The organism is Streptomyces viridifaciens, assembly GCF_001888885.2.
GTDB lineage: Bacteria > Actinomycetota > Actinomycetes > Streptomycetales > Streptomycetaceae > Kitasatospora > Kitasatospora aureofaciens.
The window spans coordinates 6791454-6811291 of the sequence record NZ_CP090841.1; the positions used below are offsets into that span (position 1 = coordinate 6791454).

Below are 19838 nucleotides of genomic sequence, written 5' to 3' on the forward strand. Positions count from 1 at the left end.
TTCGTGATCCGTGCGCCCCAGGAAGGCCGGCCCATGACCCACACCGTGCTCGCCATCGGCACCGCCGCGCTCACCGCGAGCGGCTGCGTCTGGTACCTGCCCGCCATCGCCGACCTCCAGGCCGGCGCCGACCGGCCCCGCTCCACCCGTACGGCCGCGGCGGCCTGCGTGCTCTGGTGGGCGGCGCTCGCGCTGGCGGGCGGACTGCTGCTCGCCGTGCCCGACTGGCACCCGGCCGCTCAGGTGGCCATCACCGGACTGGTCGGTGGCACGGCCCTGCGGCTGCGGGCGGCTTGGGACCGGCGCGGAGAGCAGCGGGAGGGCGCGGCGCGCTGGGCCGCACTGGAGGGCGGCCCGGTGCCGCGCAGCGCCCGCCCGGCGGCCCCCGCCCTGGTGGGGTGGCTGGTGGTGGGGGCGGCGTTGGCTTCGCTGGGCGCGGTGGCGGTCCTGCTGTCCGCCGGGGGCGGGCTGGCCTCGAGGGTGGCGCTGGCGGGGGTGAGCGGGGCGGGCGTGGCGCTCGCGTTCCTGCTGGTGGGGCTGGGCAACGCCCGTCGGCAGGGGCGCTGAACGGCGTCCGGCCCGCGCCGTCGGAGGGACGGTGACGGGGACGGGCGAATGGGGTCGTTCGGCCCTGGGCCCCTGCCCTGACGCGCGGCATGATGCGGTGGGCCCCGCTGTTCGTGTGCGGGGGTGACGAGGGCGGAGCCGCGTGATGGCGACCATGGCGGAGGGGGCCGAGGCATCGGCGCCGGTCCGGGTGTTCCTGCTGGACGACCACGAGGTGGTCCGCCGCGGGGTGCACGACCTGCTGGACGGCGAGCCGGACCTGGTGGTGGTCGGGGAGGCCGCGACGGCCGAGCAGGCGCTGGTCCGGGTGCCGGCGCTGCGGCCCGACGTGGCGGTGCTGGACGTGCGGCTGGGCGACGGGGACGGCGTCTCGGTCTGCCGTGAGCTGCGGTCGCGGATGCCCGACCTGGCCTGTCTGATGCTCACCTCCTTCGACGACGAGGAGGCGCTGCTGGACGCCGTGATGGCGGGCGCCGCCGGGTACGTGCTCAAGCAGATCAGCGGCACCGACCTGGTCGCCGCCGTCCGGACCGTCGCCTCCGGCCGTTCGATGCTCGACCCGGGCGCGGCCACCCGGCTGCTGAACCGCCTGCGCAGCGACGCCGAGCCGGCCCGACCGGTGACCGCCGGACCGGCCCTGACGGCGCGCGAGCAGGAAGTGCTGGCGCTGATCGGGGAGGGCCTGACCAACCGGCAGATCGGCGAGCGGCTCTACCTCGCCGAGAAGACGGTGAAGAACCACGTCTCCCGGCTGCTCGCCAAGCTCGGCGTGGAGCGCCGGGTGCAGGCGGCGCTGATCGCCACCGAGCTGCGGCAGTCCGCCGCCGCCCGGCCGTCCCCGCTGCGCCGCGGCTGACGGGCACCGGTGACCGGAACGCGTCCCCTACGCTGGGCGGCGCAGCCGGGTCACGACCCGAGCGGTGCCTCCCACGCCAGGCGGGTGCCGCCGCCCTCGCCGTCCGCCGGGCCGAGGGTGAGCGCCCCGCCGACCCGTTCGGCGCGTTCGGCGAGGTTGCGCAGCCCGCTGCGCCGACCGCCCTCGGGGATGCCCACCCCGTCGTCCGCGACGCTGAGCACCAACCGTCCGGCCAGGGCGCGCAGGGTCACCTCGACCCGGGTCGCGCGGGCGTGGCGGGCGGCGTTGCTGAGCGCCTCCGCCAGGACGGCGACCACGTGCTCGGCGAGCTCCTGCGGGACGTCGGTGTCGAGCAGGCCCTCCATGCTCAGCCGGGGCGCGAGGCCGAGCGGGCCCTGCGCCTCGGTGACGACCCGGGTGGCGCGGGCGCGCAGGCCGCGGTCGGGTTCGCTGTGGGCGCGCAGGCCGAAGATGGTCGAGCGGATGATCTTGATGGTCTCGTCCAGGTCCGCCACCGCCCGGGCGACCCGGTCGGCGGCGGCCGGGCTGTCGATCAGCCGGCCCGCGCTCTGCAGCGTCATCCCGGTGGCGAACAGCCTCTGGATGGCCAGGTCGTGGAGGTCCCGGGCGATCCGGTCGCGGTCCTCCAGCAGGTTCAACTGCTCGGCGTCACGCCGCCGTTCGGCCAGCTCCAGGGCGAGCGCCGCCTGGTCCGCGAAGCCCAGCAGCGGCCCGGTCTCCTCCGGCCCAAAGGCGGCCTCGCCCCGCGCCCGGGCGAGCAGCAGCACACCGCGCCCGTACCCGGTGCCGGTGCCCAGCGGCACCGCGACGGCCGGGCCCAGCCCGTCGAAGCGGCCCGCCGGACCGGCCGCGAAGCGCGCGTCGCAGGCCAGTTCGTCGCTGGTCACCGGCGAGCCGGAGGCGTACGCGGCACCGGAGAGCGTGCCGTCCACCGGCACCGTCACCCCCAGCCGGGCCGAGGGCTCGGCGCCGAGTGCCACCTCCACCGCCAGATCCTCGGCCCGTTCCTGCGGGCCGGCCAGCGCCACCGAGACGTCCGCCAGCTCGGCGCCGGCGATCTCCCGGGCCCGGTGGGCGATCAGCTCGACCACCTCCAGGCGAGGCGCGCCGGACAGCAGGCTGCGGGTGATCTCGGTGCTCGCCCGCAGCCAGCGCTGGCGTAGCTGCGCCTCCTCGTACAGCCGGGCGTTGTCGATCGCGACCCCGGCCGCGACGGCCAGGGTGGCGATCACCGCCTCGTCGTCCTCGTCGAAGTCCAGTCCGCCGCGCTTGTCGGTCAGGTAGAGGTTGCCGAACACCTCGCCGCGCACCCGCACCGGCACCCCAGGAAGGTGTGCATCGGCGGGTGGTTGGGCGGGAAGCCGACCGAGGCCGGGTGGTCGGACAGCACCGGGCAGCGCAGCGGTCGAGGGTGGTGGATCAGTTCGCCGAGGATGCCCCGGCCGGAGGGCGGCGCGCCGATCCCCGCCATCTCCTCGTCGGACAGACCGACCGTCAGGAACTGCGACAGGCTGTGCCCGTCCGGGCCGATCACGCCCAGCGCGCCGTAACGGGCGTCCACCAGGTCGACGGCGGCCTCGACGATCCGGTGCAGCGCCTGCGCGAGGTCCAGCTCACGGCCGACCGCGAGCACCGCCTCCAGCAGGTTGTGCACCCGGTTCTGGGTGCCGCGCGCCGCGTCGATCCGCCACTGGAGCTCCTCCAACAGCTCGTCCAGGCGCAGCCGGGGCATCCGCGCGCCGCCACCCGCCGCGCTGCCGTCCCCTCCGCCCACCGCTGTCCTCCTCGTTCTCGGCCCGCGCTCGTACCCGCCCGGACCAGTCCTCGCCCCGACCGCCCACGCCGACTGGCGGAAGCGGCTCGGGCGCCGCTCCACCAGCGGGAATGTCGTGTCCACACGGTAGTGCCCGGGTGTCGGCGGGGTGGAGGGCGGGGTCGCCCGTAGTGTTCCGGCCGACGGGTCCTTCGTCCCGCGGGCAGAGGGCTTGCGGCCTCTGGCGGCGGGCCGTCGGCGGACGACAGGGTGGGAGCAGGGCGGACGGGGCGTCAGCGCGCACCGTTCCCGGCACCGAGACAGTGGAGGAACTCTGATGACGTCAACCGTGGTGGCCGGGATCGACGGCTCGCCGGCCAGCACCGCCGCCGCCCAGTGGGCCGCCGAGGAGGCGCGGCGCCGCGGGGCGACGCTGCGGCTGGTGCACGCCTGGCCGTGGCTGACCGACGGGGTGTCCTCCTACGCCGGACCCGACGACCTGCCGGCAGCCGCCCAGCGCATCCTGACCGAGGCCGCCGACACGGTCCGCGAAGCGCACCCCGAGCTGACCGTCCGCACCGACGCGGTGCTGGACGCCCCGGCGGACGGGCTGGTGGCGGCCGGCGCGGAGGCGGACCTGCTGGTGCTCGGCTCGCGCGGGCGCGGCGGCTTCACCGGGCTGCTGCTCGGCTCGGTCAGCATGGCGGTCGCCGGGCGCAGCGGCACGCCGGTGGTCGTGGTGCGGGACACCGGGCAGGGGCACGGGCCCTCCGGCGAGGTGGTGGTCGGCGTGGACGCCCACGCCCCCGAGGAGGAGGTGCTCGCCTTCGCCTTCCGCGAGGCCGCCCTGCGCGGCGCCCGGGTCCGGGCGGTGCACGGCTGGGACCTGCCGCCGCTGTTCGGCTACGCGGGCGGGGCCGTACCGGCGACACAGGTCGAGCAGCTGGAGGCGCTGGAGGCGAAGCTGCTGACGCTCGCCCTGGCCGGGCAGCGCGAGCAGCACCCGGCGGTGGAGGTGGTCGAGGACGTCCGGCTGGGGGCCGCCCGCGGGCTGGTGGAGACCTCCGCCGGGGCCGCCCTGGTGGTGGTCGGCCGACGCCGCCGTTCGATCGAGTTCGGCCCGCGCCTCGGCCGGGTCGCGCACGCGGCGCTGCACCACGCCGAGGCGCCGGTCGCGGTCGTGCCGCACGGCTGACGCGGACGGCCCGGCGGGCGGGGAGGTGGTCGTGCTCCCCGCCCGCCGGGGCCTTCTGCCCACAGGGTGCCTACCCGTCCGCCGGGCACTTCCCGCTCGCCGGGTCCTTCCCCGTCCGCCGGGCCGTCGGCTCAGCGCGGGCGCTCGCCGGGCGGCAGGACGGTGGCGGTCAGCCGCAGTGGCGGGCTGTGCCGGAAGGTGAGGGTGAACTCCACCCGTCGGCCGGGCTCCAGCGGGGGCGGGGCGGCGATCATCAGATCGGCGTCCTCGGGGGACATCGCCAGTACGCCCCGGCTGAGGACGGGCAGGGCGGGGGCCGGCTCCCAGCGGCCCGCCGCGCCCTGGTGCAGGTGCCGCTTCAGGGTGACCGGTCCGCCGAACTCCCAGCTGGCGCCGGTCAGTTCGTCGGGGACGTCGCCCGGGTTGCGGATCGTGAAGAAGGCCGAGGTGGCCGAGGCCGCGCCCGCCGTCGGCAGCAGCATCCAGCCGTCGTCGGCCTCCACCGGGCGCGGAGCCCCGGCGCCGCCGACGGCCGTCCAGCCGGTGAGGAGGGCCAGCGCCAGCGCCGCCGCGCCGACCGGCGGGCCCGCCGCCTTCAACCGCTCCGCCTTCAACCGCTCCGCCTCGAGCCGGTCCAGCGCCCTCACCGCCGGCCCCCCTGCCGCCGCTGCCCGCGCCCCGGTTCCCAGGTGCGCAGCCGCAGGCTGTTGCCCACCACCAGCAGCGAGCTGAGCGACATCGCGACCGCCGCCAGCATCGGGTTCAGCAGCCCGACGGCCGCCAGCGGGATCAGCACCAGGTTGTAGCCGAAGGCCCAGAGCAGGTTGGCCCGGATGGTGGCCAGGGTCTGCCGGGCGAGGCGCACCGCGTCCACCACCGCCTCGATCTCGCCGCGCACCAGGGTCAGCCCGGCCGCGCCGATCGCGGCGTCGCTGCCGGAGGCCAGGGCCACCCCGAGGTCGGCCGAGGCCAGGGCGACCGCGTCGTTGACGCCGTCGCCGACCACCGCCACCGTTCGTCCGGCGGCCCGCAGTTCGGCCACCACCTCGGCCTTGTGCTCGGGCGAGGCCGAGTCGTGCACCCGCTCGATGCCCAGTTCGGCGGCGACGGCCCGCGCGGCGCCCGGGCCGTCGCCGGTCAGCAGGACGGTCTCCAGGCCCATCCCGCGCAGCCGGTGGAGCGCTCGCCAGCTGCCCGAGCGCAGCGTGTCGCCGACCGCCAGCACGGCCGCCGCCCGACCGTCCAGCTCCACCAGTACGGCGGTGCGGCCCGCGTCCCCGGCCGCCGCGACGGCCCGGACGAGCTCCGGCGGCAGTGCGGCGGCGGCGCCGTCCGGCCGGACGGCCCGGACCGACCGGCCCTCGACCGTGCCGGACACCCCGAGGCCGGTCGTGGCCGCGAAGCCGTCCACCGGCGGCAGGGCCCCGCAGCGTTCCCGGGCGGCCGCCGCCACGGCCCGTCCGATCGGGTGCTCCGAGCGGTGCTCGACCGCGCCCGCCAGCCGCAGCACCTCGTGCTCGGGGAGCCCGGTGAGGCCGTCGGTGACCGTCACCGCCGCCAGTTCCATCCGGCCGGTGGTCAGCGTGCCGGTCTTGTCCACCACGACGGTGTCCACCCGGCGCAGGCTCTCCAGCACCTCCGGCCCGCGCACCAGCACACCCAGCTCGGCGCCCCGGCCGGTCGCGGCGAGCAGCGCCGTCGGGGTGGCCAGGCCCAGCGCGCACGGGCAGGCCACCACCAGCACGGCGACCGCCGCCGTCACCGCCGCCTGCGGGGCCGCGCCCGCCCCCAGCCAGAAGCCCAGCACGCACACCGCGACGGTCAGCACACAGGGCACGAACACCCCGGCGACGGCGTCCGCCAGCCGCTGCGCCCGGGCCTTGCCGGCCTGGGCGTCGGCCACCAGCGCGGTGATCCGGGCCAGTTGGGTGTCCGCGCCGACGGCCGTGGCCCGTACCACCAGCGCCCCGCCGACGTTCACCGTCGCCCCGGCCACCCGGTCCCCGGGACCGACCTCGACGGGGACGCTCTCCCCGGTCAGCAGGCTCAGATCGAGTGCCGAACCGCCTTCGACCACCACCCCGTCGGTGGCCACCCGTTCCCCCGGCCGTACCACGAACTCCTGCCCGGGCAGCAGGAGTTCGATCGGTATCAGGCGCTCCTCGCCGCCCTGGGCCCGGACGCACACCTGTTTGGCGCCCAGCTCGGCCAGCGCCCGCAGCGCGGACCCGCTGCGGCGCCGCACCCGGCCTTCCAGCAGCCGTCCGGCCAGCACGAACAGCGGTACACCGACCGCCGCCTCCAGGTACACGTGCGCCGCGCCGCCGCCGTCGGCGGTCAGCGAGAACGGCATCCGCATGCCCAACTGCCCTGCGCCGCCCAGGAACAGGGCGTACGCCGACCAGCCGAAGGAGGCGACGACGCCCAGAGCGACCAGGGTGTCCATGGTCGCGGCGGCGTGCCGCAGCCCCCGCAGGGCCCGTCGGTGGAAGCCCGCCGAACCCCAGGTCACCACCGGGACGGCGAGCGCGAAGCAGACCCACTGCCAGGCGGTGAACTGCAGCGCGGGCACCATCGACAGCACCAGCACCGGGACGGCCGACAGGGCTGTCACCAGCAGCCGCCACCGCTCGTCCGGTTCCTCCTCCGCCGGTCCGCCGGGCAGTCCGGCCGGGGCCAACTCGGCGGTGTAGCCCGCCCGTTCGACAGCAGCGACCAGTTCCTCGACGGTCACCCCGGCCGGGTGCAGCACCCGGGCCCGCCCGGTCGCCAGGTTCACCCCGGCCGTCACCCCGTCGATCCGGCCCAGCCGCTTCTCGACCCGGCCCACGCACGCGGCGCAGGTCATCCCGCCGACCGCCAGATCGGTGGACACCAGCGCGTCGGAGTCCACCCCCGCGACCGGGCTCACCGCATCCCGCCCATGTCGTGCCCACCCGTCCCGGGCGAGGCCCCGCCGCCCCGGCTCGGCGTCAGCCCCGGCGCCACCGGCCCGGCCTGCCGCCCCACCGCGTACGCCACCACGAACACCACCACCAGCAGCAGGACGAATCCCGCCAGCACACTCAACGACCGGACTCCCGGCGATTTCGCACTCACCCCCCACCAGTCGGACGACCGGAGGGGTTGGTTCCCGCGCCTTCCGAGGTCGCTTCCGTCCCCGGCGTCACCCGGCATCCGGATGGGAGGGATTCCACAGCCGGTCGGCCTCGCCGCGGGCGAGGTGCTCCTCGTAGCTCCGCGCCTTCTCCCGCATCACCTCCAAGGCTCCCTGCCGCTCCCGGATCTGCGCCTCCACGTGCTCCTGGTGCCGGCGCAGCACCTCGAGCCGTGCTGACGTGTCAGGGGAGCGTCGTGCGCCTGGTGGAGATGCTCCCGCGCGAGGGCTGGGGCTTCGAGTTCACCGTGCACACCTCGGACCCGTCGATCCGCCGGGGGGGTAGCCGCCTCCCGGGATCACTGACTCCGGACGCTGCGGGGTCCGGTGACGTCGGCGCCCAACTCGGCGACACGGGCTCGCAGTGCGCGGTCGGCGGTGACCACCAGGCAGGCCCGCGCCGGATCTTCGGCGCGGGCCTCGCGGACCAGTTCCACGATCCGGTCGTCCCCGCTGCCGTCCGCCGGCACCACCCGGACCTCGGGCAGGCCGGTGACGCCCCGGGCCGCTCCTTCGACCACCAGCACCACCTCCAGCGGGCCGGGGTGCTCCGGCAGGCCCCGATCGGCGATCGCGACCAGGGAGTCCCGCAGGCGCTCGGCGGCGCCGTGCCGGTCGTGCCACCAGCCGTCGGGCACCGAGCCGACCACGTTCGCACCGTCCACCACCAGCAGGAGCAGCGGCGCGGTCTCGTACTGTTCCATGGCCGTCAAGCCTCCCACGGCGAACGGCAGCCGGGCGTCACCCCGGCCGGCCAGGCCGGAGGATGGAGCGGGGGATCGCCCAGGACACCCCCGCCCGTGCCCTGATCGACACCGGCGAGCACCAGCGCGCCGCCCGGCTGCTGCACGAGCGCGTCACCACCCGCCGCCCGCACGTCTACGAGGACCTCCTCCTCGCCCCGCGGAGCTCGACCGGCCCGCGGGCGCACGCCGACGACCGGTGACCTCCGACTCCGGAGGTCACCGGCCAGGGTCAGTCCGCCAGGGTGATCCGGATGCCGACGGTGCCGCGTTCGCCGCGGCGCAGGCGGCTGCCGAGCAGGGTGAGCACGCCGAGCAGGCCGTACTTCTGCCGCAGCAGGGTGCGGTAGGCGGCGGTGCGCTCCGGGCCGAGGATCTCGGCGGTGGCGGGGTACTGCCCGCCGGTCGGGTTGCCCTTGACGTCGCAGGGGCCGACCAGGACGTCGGCGCGGTTGCGGATCCGCTTGACCTTCCAGGAGTCCGTGACGGTCCAGATGCCGAGGGCCTCCCCGTCGCGGACGACCCACACCGGGGTCGGCACCGGGGTGCCGTCCTTCTTGTAGGTGGTGACGAGCAGGTAGCTGCCGGCGGAGAGGCTGACGATCCGGGCGAGCCGGTCCGAGGCGGCGGGGTCGGGCGTGGTCATGGCCGGAAGTCTAGGGCCTGGGCCCGGTTCCGCGGGCGCCGTCGCAGGTCAGCCCCGCCGGGGGCGGCGGCGCAGCAGGGCGAGGGTGCGGCGGGCCAGCCGCCGGTGGCTGCGGCTGCCGACGCCGGTGGAGCCGATGCCCATCACTCCGACGCCGCTGGGACCGCCGACGAGCATCGGTGCGGCCGGGGCGGCGGATGCGGTGGAACGGGCCGAGGCACGGCGGCGGCCGACGGTACCGGCGGCGCCCCAGACAGCGAGTCCGGTGGCGAGCGCGGCCCCTGACCACAGCGCGGGCGCCAGCCCGGGGCCGCCGTGGAGGACGGGCGGGCGGGACCACGGCGGCAGGTCGGCGCCGCCGTTGCCGGCGGCCTGCGGGGTGCCGCCGGACGGGGTGCCGGCCGCGCCGCCGGTGCCGCCCGTGGTGGCCTGCGGGGCGAGGTCCTCGACCAGCTGCCCGACCGGCTGCACCTTGCCCGCGGCCGCGAAGCCCCAGTCGAGCAGGCTGGCGGCCTCGTCGTACACCCTGCCCTGGGCCCGGGGGTGCATCACCGTCACCAGCAGGGTGCGGCCGCCGCGCTCGGCGGCGCCGGTGAAGGTGGCGCCGGCGTTGGTGGTGTAGCCGTTCTTCACGCCGATCAGGCCCGGGTACTTGCCGAGCAGCCGGTCGGTGTTGGCGATGTCGAAGACGGTGCGCTGGCCGGTGTTCTTGTCCAGGCCGCCGGGGAAGCGCGCGGTGCGGGTGGAGCAGTACGAACGGAAGTCGGCGTTGCGCAGCCCGGCGCGGGCGAACAGGGTGAGGTCGTACGCGGAGGAGACCTGGCCGTCCATGTCGTAGCCGTCCGGGGAGGCCACCTTGGTGTCCTTGGCCTGGAGCGACCGGGCGCGGGCCTGCATCTCGCTGACGGTCTGCGGGACGCCGCCGTTCATGTGCGCCAGGACGTGCACGGCGTCGTTACCGGAGCTGAGGAAGACGCCCCGCCAGAGGTCCTCCACCCGGTACGGCAGGTTCTCCTTGACGCCGACCAGGCTGCTGCCGACACCGAGGTCGGCGAGTTCGTCGGCGGTCACCTGGTGCTCCAGCGAGCGGTCGAACTTCGGCAGCACGGTGTCCGCGAACAGCATCTTGAGGGTGCTGGCCGGGGGCAGCGGCAGGTGGGCGTTGCGGGCGGCGAGCACTTCGCCGGTGCCGGCGTCGGCGACCAGCCAGGAGCGGCCGGTCAGTTCGCCGGGCAGCGCGGGGGCACCGGCCAGCGGCGCGACCTGGACGTCCGAACGGCCCAGCCGCTCCCCGCCCACGGCGGAGGAACCGGTGTCCTGGGCGAGGGCTGCCGGGGCACCGACGCCGAGCGCCAGGGCGGAGACGGCGGAGACGGCCGCGATCCTGGTCGCGGACGGTGGCTTCGGTTGACGCTTTGGCTGCACACGGCGAACGTACCGGCGCCGCCGCCGGGCCGCCGTGCCTGCTGCTCCGTCCGGAGCCACCGGCCCTTCCGTCGCCCGCCTGCCCGTCCTCCTGCCTGCCCGTCCTCCTGCGTGCCCGTCCTCCTGCGTGCCCGGCGCCCGCGACTTTGGTGATCGCCGGTCGCGCCGAAAGTCGGTTGGGCGGGCGGCCGCGGGTTCCTAGGCTCGGAGGCATGAAGAACCTGCTCGGCTACCTCGGTTTCGTGCTGATCCTGGGCGGCGGCTCCGGCCTGTTGTCGGACCGGCTCGGGGGTTTCCGGCTGTTCGGGTTCGTCCGCTTCCTGGTGCTGGACGGCCACGAGACCGCCGGGTACGCGGTGCTGCTGGTGCTCGGCGTCCTGCTGGCGATCCCGGCCGCCCGCCAGGGCTGACCCCGCAGCACCGGCCCACCCGCCGGGGCTGAGCCACCATGGCCGACCAACCGGGGCTGACCCGTTCGGCCCGAGCGCCTCAGCTCCCGGCCCCCGAGGCCACCCCGTCGAGCAGCACCGCGAGTCCGGTGCGGAAGGCCTCCCGGCCGCTGTCCTCGGGCGCGCCGCCGCCGGCGCTCTGCAGGGCCGTGAGCAGCGGGAAGCGTTGCGGGAAGTCCGGTGCCAGTTCGGCGAGTCGGGCCGAGCGGGCGTTCCACCAGTCCTCGTCGGCGACGCCGGTGGCGGCCGCTGCGCCGCGCGCGTCCGCGGTGGTGGCGGCCGTGCCACGGACGAACTGCCAGAGTGCGGCGACCGCTCCGCGCAGTCGTTCCGGGGCGAGCGCGGCCGGCTGGAGGGCTGCCAACAGGCGTTCCATCGCGGTGAGTTCGGCCGGTCCGAGGACGGGGCGGGCCTGCGAGACCTGGAGTACCCAGGGGTGGCGCAGGTAGCAGGCGTAGAGGTCCTCGGCCCAGGCGGTGACGGCGGCCCGCCAGCCGTCCGACAGCGGGAGTCCGCCGGGGAGTTCGGCGAGCACGCGGTCGTGCATCAGGTCGAGCAGTTCGGCTTTGCCCGGCACGTAGGTGTAGAGCGCCATCGCGGTGCGGCCGAGCCGTTCGCCCACGGCGCGCATCGACAGGGCGGACATCCCCTCGGCGTCGGCCACCGCGATTCCGGCGGACACGATCGCGTCCACACTCAGACCCGGTTTCGGGCCGCTGCGCCCGGTGCGCGGTTCCTCGCCGCCCCACAGCAGGGCGAGCGAGCGATCGGGGTCTCCCTGCCCGGCGTAGACGGTCATCCAGGCATCTCCTTATGGCGTAAAGTACCGGTCCGACGGCAACTCTTTATGCCGTAAGGTTATCAGCATTCCGCATCGAAGGGGTTTCGCGATGACACTGCCCGTCACCTTCCTCGAGGTCATGGCGGTCGACCGGATCACGCCGCGCACCGCCCGGGTCACCTTCGAGGCCGAGGCCCTGGCCGACAGTGTGGGCACGACGCCCGACCAGCAGCTCAAGCTGTGCTTCCCGCGCCCCGGGCAGCGCCTGCCGGTGCTGCCCGCCCAGCAGGACGACCCGATGGGCTGGTACCAGGCCTACCTGGCCGTCCCCGAGGCCGAGCGCCCGCTGCTGCGCAGCTTCACCCTGCGCCGCCGGCACCCCGGCACCCGCCGGATCGAGGTCGACTTCGTGCTGCACGGCGACGCGGGCCCGGCCGCCGCCTGGGCGCTGCGGGCCGCACCGGGGGACCGGCTCGGCCTGGTCGGGCCGTCCGTGCTGTACGCCCCGCCGGTCCCGTTCGCCGAGGCCGCGGCGCAGGCCGACTGGGTGCTGCTGGCCGGGGACGAGACGGCACTGCCGGCCATGGCGACGCTGCTGGAGGCGCTGCCCGAGGGGGTGCGGGCGTACGCCTGGATCGAGGTCGCGGACCGGGCGGAACGCCAGGAGCTGCGCAGCCGTGCCGACTTGGAGGCGCGGTGGCTGTATCGGGACGGCGCGGCTCCGGGCAGCCTGCTGACCGGGGTGTTCCGGGAGGCCGCACTGCCGGGCGGCCGGCCCTTCGTCTGGCTGGCCGGGGAGGCGGGGGCGGTACGGGCGGTGCGCCGTCACCTGGTCGAGGAGCGGGGGGTGCCGAAGCGGGACGTCGACTTCACCGGGTACTGGCGCCACCGGCTGACCCAGGACGACGCGCCGACGGCCGAGGACCTGGCGGACGCCCGGGAGCGGCTGGCCGCCTCCTCCTGACGGCGCGTGACCGGAACCCGCCGGGCGGCGCAGGCGCGTGGAGGTGTGTGGACGAACTCCCCGGCGCCCGCGCGCCGTCCGCCCGGCGCCGTCGAAGTGCGTTGTTTCGGCTGCGGTCGACGGGGAAGGAAGGGTCGCAGTGTCGACAAGTAGGCAGCCGGTGGCGATGTTCCGCCGGTGGCCAGAGTTCGCCACCGGCGCTTTTTGCCGGTCGATCGGTCAGTTCTCACCGTTCTCCGACCGTCCCTGATCGGTGAAAAAGGGGCGGACGCCGCCGGATTTATACTGTGTATTTTACTTTCTGATGGTCATTTTTACTTTCTGATGGGGATTTCCCCCCTTGTCGCGGTCGTGTCGGATGCGCTGGAATGCGACCGCTGTCGGGACGCGCGGTCCGGAGCACACGCGTCCGACCAGGATCCGGGTACGCTCAGCCGTGCAACCTGACGTCTCATCAGACGAAAGGATGTCCATTGATCGGCTGGCGCAAGACCCAGCTAGCAGCCGCCGTCACCGTCACCGCCGCGTCCATGGTCCTGAGCCTCGGGACCATCGCGAGCGCAGCTCCGGCCCAGGACCCGCAGAACGCCCAGGCGGCGTCCTCGGACGGGGCGCCGGCACCGGTGATCGTGATCCTGAAGGACCAGATAGCGGACGCCCCGGCCGACCACGGCCACCTGGGCGCCCGTCAGCAGAAGACCGCCGGCTCTCAGGCGCCGCTGCTGAACAAGGTCAAGGCCAACGGCGGCACCAACGTCAAGAGCTTCGTGGTCGGCAACGCCTTCTCGGCCACGGTCAGCCCGGCCCTGCGCGCCTCGCTGCAGGCCGACCCGGCGGTCGCCGCCGTCGTCGCGGACACCCAGGTCCAGGTCGCCCCGGTCGCCGGGACCAAGGCCAAGAAGGACGCGGACACCGCGGCCGCGTCCTCGGGCACGTCCGGCGACGCGTCGAAGGCCGTTACGGGCAGCAACGGCCAGGCCTCCCAGGAGAACGCGACCAACACGGTCTGCCCCTCGGACCCGTCCAAGCCGCTGATGGAGCCCGAGGGCCTCTACTCGGTGCACGCCTACACCGGCAACGGCAACCCCGGCGTGGAGAACCTGGCCACCGGCAAGGGCGTCAAGGTCGCCTACATCGCCGATGCGCTCGACCCGAACAACCCGGACTTCATCCGGGCCGACGGTTCGCACGCCGTGGTCGACTACCAGGACTTCTCCGGTGAGGGCTGGAACACGCCGAGCGGTGGCGCCGAGGCCTTCGGTGACGCTTCGGCGGTCATCGCCCAGGGCCGTCAGACCTACGACGTCTCGCAGTGGGTCAACGCCTCGCACCCGCTGCCGGCCGGCTGCAACATCCACATCCGCGGCCTCGCCCCGGACGCCGACCTGGTCGCCCTGAAGGCCGGCGGCGAGATGATGTCCAACTCGTCGATCCTGCAGTCCATCGACTACGCGGTGCGGGTCGCCCACGTGGACGTGCTGAACGAGTCCTTCGGCGGCAACGTCACCCCGGACAGCGGCGCCCACGACACCATCGCGCTCTTCAACGAGCAGGCCGTCAAGGCCGGTGTCACCGTCGCCGTCTCCACCGGTGACGCGGGCCTCAGCGGCACCATCGGCACCCCGGCCACCGACCCGTACGTGATCTCGGTCGGCGCCTCGACGGACAACCAGAACTACCAGCAGACCGGTTACGCGGCCTCCAAGTTCTCCAACGGGACCTGGAGCAACAGCCGGATCTCCGCGCTGTCCTCGGGTGGCTTCACCCAGGCCGGCCGGACCCTCGACCTGGTCGCCCCGGGCGAGTCGGACTGGGCGCTGTGCACCGCCGACACCTCCAAGTTCGCGGACTGCACCAACTTCAACGGCAAGCCCACGAACATCCAGTCGTTCGGTGGCACCAGCCAGGCCGCCCCGTTCGTCACCGGTGCCGCGGCCCTGGTCATCCAGGCCTACCGTGACACCCACGGCGGCGACTCGCCGTCCCCGGCGCTGGTGAAGAAGTTCATCACCGGCACCGCCTCCGACCTCGGCGTCCCGGCCGAGGAGCAGGGCGCCGGTCTGCTGAACGTCCGGGCCGCCGTCGAGGCCGCCCGCGGCTACGACGACGGCGACGGCACCGACGGTGCCCGCACCGTCGTGGTCAACACCGGCCAGGTCAACATCTCCGGCACCCCGGGCTCGACCCACACCGCCGACGTCTCCGTCACCAACACCAGTGACGAGACCCAGTCGGTGAGCGCCACCACCCGCAGCTTCGCCCCGCAGGCGAACAACCAGCAGACCGTCAAGCTGGACTCGTCCGCGACCGACACCTTCAAGTACGCCACCAACGGTGCCACCTGGGTGCAGAAGCAGGTCAAGTTCACCGTTCCGGCCGGTGCCGACCGCCTCGCGGCGTCGATCGCCTGGCACGGCGGCCCGAACCCGGTCACCAACGGCCCCGTGGTCCGCATGACGCTGCTCGACCCGTCGGGCCGCTTCGAGACCAACACCCGTCCGCAGGGCGGCGCCACCCCGGCCAACTACGGCCTGGTCGACGTCCCGCACCCGGTGGCCGGCGAGTGGACCGCGGTCCTCTACACCCCGGCGGGCAAGGCCGGTTACACCGGCGACGTCCAGTTCGGCACCTCCACCCAGCGCGCCGTCCCGGCCGGCTCGGTGAGCCCGAACACCACCGACCTGAAGCCGGGTGAGACCAAGACCCTCAAGGTCCAGCTCACCACCCCGGCGACCAGCGGTGACAGCAGCGAGGCCGTCGTGGTCTCCAGCTCGAACGGCAACACCACCAGCGTTCCGGTCGTGCTGCGCAGCCTCGTCCCGGTCAAGGACGGCAAGGGCACCTTCACCGGCACCATCACCGGCGGCAACGGCCGCGGCTCCTCGCCGACGCAGATGTTCGCCTACGGCTTCGACGTCCCGAAGGGCCAGAAGGACCTGCGGGTCGGCGTCACCGTCGCCAAGGACGCGAACCTGTTCATGCAGGGCGCGCTGATCAGCCCGAACGGCACCCCGATCGACATCGAGGGCAACGCGCTGTTCGACGCCCAGGGCAACGTGACCGGCACCGCCAACGGCGTCTCGGCCACCACGGTCAACCCGGCCGAGGGCCACTGGCGCTTCGTCCTGAACGTGCTCGGCCCGGTCAGCGGCCAGGAGCTCTCGCAGGACTTCGCCGGCACCATCGCGCTCAACCAGAACCAGGCCACCGCGGCCGGTCTGCCGAACGACGCGAAGACCAAGCTGGCGGCCGGCAAGCCGGTCACCGTCAACGTGAACTACACCAACAACACGGTCGCCCCCCAGTCGATCGCGGCCGACGGCCGCCTCGACAAGCGCGTCGACCTGCCGCTGGTGCCGCAGGGTGCCTCGGCCAGCGTCAACCTGCCGCTGAGCCTCACCTCCTCGGTGCCGAGCTTCCTGGTGCCCCCGGGCACCGACCAGCTCAAGGCCGTGGCGGCGTCCACGACGCCGGCGCAGGTCGAGCTGAGCGCCACCACCGCCTCGCCGGACCTCTTCGGTGACCTGAAGAAGGCCCAGGACGGCTCGACCATCTCGGTCGCCACCTCCAAGGGCAGCGCCGAGCAGCCGGTCGTCCCGGGTGCCTGGGGCACCTTCGTCCAGCAGATCGGCCCGTTCGGCCCCGCCGGCGCGCCGAAGGGCACCTCCACCATCACCGCCACCGCGCACACCCTGGCGTTCGACCCGGCGCTGACCTCCAGCACCGGTGACCCGTACGCCTCCGGTGTCAACGCCTCGGCCCCGGCCGCCGCCCCGGTGACCGTCGCCCCCGGCGCCACCGGCTCGCTGCAGGTGACCCTCACCCCGAACGGCCCGAAGGGCAGCACGGTCAAGGGTGTGCTCTACCTGGTGTCCGGCCCGACGTTCGTGCCGACCGCCAACAACAGCCTCGGCACCACCGGTGCGGTGCTCGCGGCGATCCCCTACAGCTACACGGTGAACTGACGCTCAATCAGTTCAGCGGTAGCTGAGGCCGAGGCCGTCCCGGGAACTCCGGGGCGGCCTCGGCCGCTTCGGCCCCCCGGGATTCCGGACCCGCCGCGCTGGGCAGGTTCGGATCGAACTGACCATCCGTCGGGCCGAACCGGGAGCGGGAGTTGAACGAGGCGATCGAGCACAGCCACGTCGAGGTGAACGGCGTACGGCTGCACCTCGCGGAACAGGGGGAGGGGCCGCTGGTCCTGCTGCTGCACGGCTTCCCGGAGAGCTGGTACTCCTGGCGGCACCAGTTCGCACCGCTCGCCGCCGCCGGGTACCGGGTGGTCGCCCCCGACCAGCGCGGCTACGCCCGCAGCTCGCAGCCGGCGGACGCCGACAAGTACACCCTGCTGCACCTGGTCGGCGACGTGACCGCGCTGATCGGCGCGCTCGGCGCGGAGCGGGCCGTGGTCGTCGGGCACGACTGGGGCGCACCGGTCGCCTGGGCCACCGCGGCGCTGCGCCCGGACCTGGTGCGCGGCGTCGCCGGGCTGAGCGTGCCGCCACTGCCGATCGGCGGGCCGCCGCCGCTGCGGGCCGCCCGGGAGAACTTCGGGGACGGCTTCTACCAGCTCTACTTCCAGGAGCCGGGCCGGGCCGACGCCGAGTTGGCGGCCGACATCAAGTCCAGCCTGCGGCGCATCCTGTGCGGCGTCCAGCCGGACGGCGTGCCGCGCCCGTGGATCGTGCCCGAGGGCAAGGCCCTGCTGGAGACCGTCCCCGAGCCCGAGGAGCTGCCGGACTGGCTCACCGACGCCGATCTCGACGCCTTCACGGCCGACTACGCACGGCACGGCGGGCAGGCCTTCACCGGCGGGCTCAACTGGTACCGCAACCTGGACCGCAACGCCGAACTGCTGGCCGCCTTCACCGGCGTGACGGTCGAGGTCCCGGCGCTGTACGTCGCGGGCGAGCAGGACCTGGTCAACGCGATGGTGCCGCCGGAGGCCCTGGCCCACCTGCTGGGCCGGCTGCCCAGGCTGCACCGGCACGTCCGGCTGCCGGACACCGGGCACTGGACCCAGCAGGAGCGCCCGGCCGAGGTGACCGAGGCGCTGCTGGACTTCCTGAAGAGCCTGGACGGCTAGCCGCTCCGTTCGGCCTGGTCGCCGTTGCCCGTGCGGGCGGTGACCAGGCCGGATTCGTAGGCCGCGATGACGGCCTGGGCGCGGTCCCGGACGTCGAGCTTGCCGAAGATGCTGGTGATGTAGTTCTTCACGGTGGACTGGCTGATGTCCAGGGCCAGCGAGATCGCGGCGTTGTCCAGGCCGGTGGCGATCAGCCGCCAGACCTCGACCTCGCGGGGCGTGAGCTCGCCGGTGCCGGGCGCGGGCGGCGCCGGGGCGGCGGCCGCGACGGGTGCCCGGACGTAGGTCGAGATCAGCCGGGTGAGCAGGCGCGGGGCGACCACCGCCTCCCCGGCGTGCACGGTCCGGATCGCCGCGGCCAGGTCCTCCGGGGAGACGTCCTTGGGCAGGAACCCGTGGGCGCCGGCGCGCAGCGCGGCCACCACGTACTCGTCCATGTCGAAGGTGCTGAGGGCCAGCACCCGGCAGTCGGGCAGCACCCGGGCCAGTCGTTCCGTCGCGCCGACGCCGTCCAGGACGGGCATCCGGATGTCCATCACCACGACGTCGGGGCGCAGCCGGAGGGCGGCGGCGACGGCCTGCTCCCCGTCCTCGGCCTCGCCGACCACGTGGAGGGACGGGTCGGGGGAGAGGATCAGCGACAGGCCGCGCCGGACCAGCGGCTGGTCGTCCACGACGAGCACCTTGACGGCGGTGCCGGCGCCGTCGCCCGGGTGGCTGCGGTCGGTCACCGGATCTCCTGCCCGTGCTGGACGGCCGCCTCGGCCGATTCGTCGCAGGAGAGCGGGAGTTCGGCCCGCACGGCGAAGCCGCCCTCCGGCCGGGGGCCGGCCGTCAGGGTGCCGCCGTGCAGGGCGACGCGCTCGCGCATGCCGAGCAGGCCGTACCCGGCCGGGCCGGTGCCCGGCGCGCGCTCCGGCGGCGTGCCGCCGCCGTCGTCCCGAACCTCGACGGTGATCCGGTCCGGGTGGTACGCCAGGCGGACGGACGCCCGGGCGGGGCCGGCGTACTTGCGGGCGTTGGTCAGGCCCTCCTGGACGATCCGGAACACGGTCAGGCCGACGGTCGGCGGCAGCGGGCGCCGGGGCCCGTCGACGGTGAGCTCGGTCGGCAGCCCGGCCAGGCAGGACTCGTCCACCAGCCGGACCACCTCGTCCGCCCCGGGCTGGGGCAGCGGCGGGACGGACTCCGGTTCGTCGCCGGCCCGTAGGACGTTCAGCAGCTGGCGCATCTCGCGCAGCGCCAGCCGTCCGGAGGACTCCAGGGTGACCAGGGCGTCCCGGACCACCTCCGGCCGGTCGAGGTTGGCGCGGGCGCCGCCCGCCATCAGCTGCATCGTGGTGATGTGGTGGGCCACGATGTCGTGCAGCTCCCGTGCGATCCGGCGGCGTTCCTCGGCCACCGCGCGGTCGGCCTGCAGCCGCCGGTTGGCGTCCACCTCGCGCTGCCAGCGCGCGACCACGAGGCCGGCGCAGCCCACCAGGACGGCGGAGAGCGGGTCCGCGACGACCTGCTGCCAGAGCGGGGCGTGGAAACCGACCTGGCTCAGCGTGGTGGCCGCGGCCGTCAGCACGACGGCCGCCAGCGTGACCGGGACGCTCCGGCTGCGGCCGACCGAGAAGAGGGCGACGGTCAGCACGGCGCCGAAGTGCGGGCCGATCGGGGCGGTCAGGTCGATCGCCGCCTGGAGCACCAGGACGGCGGCGAGCACCGGCACCGGACGGCTGTGCCGGGCGAGCAGCGGCAGGGCGGACAGCACGATGAGGGCGAGGCCGGGCACGGTCAGGCCGCGGGCGCCGGCCACCTCGCCGAGGAACAGGTAGCCGAGCAGGTCGATGGCGCCGGCCCCGATGGCCACCAGGGCGTCGGGGCGGCTCCACGACAGGCCGACGACGGTGCCCTCCGTGGGCACGGTGCCGCCCGCGGGGACGGCGTCCGCCGTACGGCTGTCGGGCTGGTGCCCGCTCATCTGGTCCTCCCGGTTGATCATCGCTGACCCGCCCATTCTGGCATCGGCCGACCGGCCCGCACGTGCTCCCGGAGGCCGAGGGCGCGGGGGCCGGACCAGGACCACGGTCCCGGTTCCGCCGCAGGTGGGGGAGCGCGGGCCCTGTTCCGGATCGTCCGCTGCTCGGACGCTCCGGTACCCCCTCGCCTGATGGTCTTGGGACGGGCCGGGAAAACCCGGCGCCGAG

General features: G+C 74.9%; 18 protein-coding genes and 1 pseudogene. 8 read left to right on the forward strand and 11 right to left on the reverse strand.

What is annotated here, in order from left to right; translation table 11 throughout:
* The first annotated feature begins 33 nt into the window (after nucleotides 1-33).
* Together BOQ63_RS37540 and BOQ63_RS37545 are read left to right on the forward strand one after the other, a co-directional pair.
* Complete coding sequence (locus BOQ63_RS37540; RefSeq protein WP_063737870.1) at nucleotides 34-567, forward strand: hypothetical protein; 534 nt, start codon at nucleotides 34-36, stop codon at nucleotides 565-567.
* Between the two features lie 145 nt (nucleotides 568-712).
* On the forward strand, nucleotides 713-1423 hold the full coding sequence (locus BOQ63_RS37545; RefSeq protein ID WP_051746552.1) for a response regulator: 711 nt from the start codon (nucleotides 713-715) through the stop codon (nucleotides 1421-1423).
* Between the two features lie 50 nt (nucleotides 1424-1473).
* Here the strand turns inward: BOQ63_RS37545 and BOQ63_RS37550 are convergent.
* Nucleotides 1474-3176, reverse strand: a pseudogene (locus BOQ63_RS37550) (sensor histidine kinase).
* Nucleotides 3177-3534: 358 nt separating this feature from the next.
* Between BOQ63_RS37550 and BOQ63_RS37555 the strand changes: the two are divergent.
* Nucleotides 3535-4392: a universal stress protein gene (locus BOQ63_RS37555; protein ID WP_030278769.1), complete on the forward strand. Its 858-nt coding sequence runs from the start codon at nucleotides 3535-3537 to the stop codon at nucleotides 4390-4392.
* Between the two features lie 131 nt (nucleotides 4393-4523).
* Here the strand turns inward: BOQ63_RS37555 and BOQ63_RS37560 are convergent, their stop codons facing one another.
* From BOQ63_RS37560 to BOQ63_RS37580, 5 genes are all read right to left on the reverse strand, one after another.
* Nucleotides 4524-5039: a copper chaperone PCu(A)C gene (locus tag BOQ63_RS37560; protein WP_150476274.1), complete on the reverse strand. Its 516-nt coding sequence runs from the start codon at nucleotides 5037-5039 to the stop codon at nucleotides 4524-4526.
* On the reverse strand, nucleotides 5036-7303 hold the full coding sequence (locus BOQ63_RS37565) for a heavy metal translocating P-type ATPase (protein ID WP_454130577.1): 2268 nt from the start codon (nucleotides 7301-7303) through the stop codon (nucleotides 5036-5038). The genes BOQ63_RS37560 and BOQ63_RS37565 overlap by 4 nt, the downstream gene beginning before the upstream one ends.
* A complete protein-coding gene (locus BOQ63_RS37570; protein WP_158713983.1) occupies nucleotides 7300-7461 on the reverse strand; it encodes a hypothetical protein in 162 nt (53 codons plus the stop codon). Before BOQ63_RS37570 ends, BOQ63_RS37565 begins: the two co-directional genes overlap by 4 nt.
* 97 nt (nucleotides 7462-7558) lie before the next feature.
* Nucleotides 7559-7690 carry a hypothetical protein gene (locus BOQ63_RS37575; RefSeq protein WP_267885507.1) on the reverse strand — a complete coding sequence of 44 codons (132 nt, stop codon included), beginning with the start codon at nucleotides 7688-7690 and terminating at the stop codon, nucleotides 7559-7561.
* Nucleotides 7691-7848: 158 nt separating this feature from the next.
* Entirely contained in the window at nucleotides 7849-8253 is a 405-nt protein-coding gene (locus tag BOQ63_RS37580; protein ID WP_030278759.1) for a PIN domain-containing protein, read from the reverse strand.
* A 62-nt stretch (nucleotides 8254-8315) separates the two neighbouring features.
* Here BOQ63_RS37580 and BOQ63_RS37585 point away from each other — a divergent pair, with 62 nt between their 5' ends.
* Entirely contained in the window at nucleotides 8316-8495 is a 180-nt protein-coding gene (locus tag BOQ63_RS37585; protein ID WP_030550650.1) for a hypothetical protein, read from the forward strand.
* 29 nt (nucleotides 8496-8524) lie between these two features.
* Here the strand turns inward: BOQ63_RS37585 and BOQ63_RS37590 are convergent, their stop codons facing one another.
* Together BOQ63_RS37590 and BOQ63_RS37595 are read right to left on the reverse strand one after the other, a co-directional pair.
* The gene (locus tag BOQ63_RS37590) at nucleotides 8525-8938 is read right to left on the reverse strand and encodes a PPOX class F420-dependent oxidoreductase (RefSeq protein WP_046387164.1); all 414 of its coding nucleotides are present in this window, start codon (nucleotides 8936-8938) and stop codon (nucleotides 8525-8527) included.
* Nucleotides 8939-8986: 48 nt separating this feature from the next.
* Nucleotides 8987-10363: a D-alanyl-D-alanine carboxypeptidase family protein gene (locus BOQ63_RS37595; RefSeq protein WP_078867002.1), complete on the reverse strand. Its 1377-nt coding sequence runs from the start codon at nucleotides 10361-10363 to the stop codon at nucleotides 8987-8989.
* A 212-nt stretch (nucleotides 10364-10575) separates the two neighbouring features.
* Here BOQ63_RS37595 and BOQ63_RS37600 point away from each other — a divergent pair, with 212 nt between their 5' ends.
* Nucleotides 10576-10773: a hypothetical protein gene (locus BOQ63_RS37600; protein WP_072655773.1), complete on the forward strand. Its 198-nt coding sequence runs from the start codon at nucleotides 10576-10578 to the stop codon at nucleotides 10771-10773.
* 79 nt (nucleotides 10774-10852) lie between these two features.
* On the opposite strand, the gene BOQ63_RS37605 is transcribed toward BOQ63_RS37600, so the two are convergent.
* Nucleotides 10853-11611, reverse strand: coding sequence for a TetR/AcrR family transcriptional regulator (locus BOQ63_RS37605; RefSeq protein WP_030278749.1), 759 nt, complete (start codon nucleotides 11609-11611; stop codon nucleotides 10853-10855).
* A gap of 91 nt (nucleotides 11612-11702) precedes the next feature.
* Here BOQ63_RS37605 and BOQ63_RS37610 point away from each other — a divergent pair, with 91 nt between their 5' ends.
* From BOQ63_RS37610 to BOQ63_RS37620, 3 genes are all read left to right on the forward strand, one after another.
* Entirely contained in the window at nucleotides 11703-12557 is an 855-nt protein-coding gene (locus BOQ63_RS37610; RefSeq protein WP_030278747.1) for a siderophore-interacting protein, read from the forward strand.
* Between the two features lie 473 nt (nucleotides 12558-13030).
* Nucleotides 13031-16522, forward strand: a complete 3492-nt coding sequence (locus tag BOQ63_RS37615) for a S8 family serine peptidase (protein ID WP_030278745.1) — start codon at nucleotides 13031-13033, stop codon at nucleotides 16520-16522.
* A gap of 152 nt (nucleotides 16523-16674) precedes the next feature.
* Nucleotides 16675-17643 (forward strand): alpha/beta fold hydrolase, encoded by a 969-nt coding sequence (locus tag BOQ63_RS37620; protein ID WP_030278743.1) that lies wholly within the window; start codon nucleotides 16675-16677, stop codon nucleotides 17641-17643.
* Here BOQ63_RS37620 and BOQ63_RS37625 read toward each other — a convergent pair.
* Together BOQ63_RS37625 and BOQ63_RS37630 are read right to left on the reverse strand one after the other, a co-directional pair.
* The gene (locus BOQ63_RS37625) at nucleotides 17640-18374 is read right to left on the reverse strand and encodes a response regulator transcription factor (RefSeq protein WP_030278742.1); all 735 of its coding nucleotides are present in this window, start codon (nucleotides 18372-18374) and stop codon (nucleotides 17640-17642) included. The two genes, BOQ63_RS37620 and BOQ63_RS37625, sit on opposite strands and share 4 nt — an antisense overlap.
* Complete coding sequence (locus BOQ63_RS37630; protein WP_078938765.1) at nucleotides 18371-19612, reverse strand: sensor histidine kinase; 1242 nt, start codon at nucleotides 19610-19612, stop codon at nucleotides 18371-18373. Before BOQ63_RS37630 ends, BOQ63_RS37625 begins: the two co-directional genes overlap by 4 nt.
* Between the last annotated feature and the right edge of the window lie 226 nt (nucleotides 19613-19838).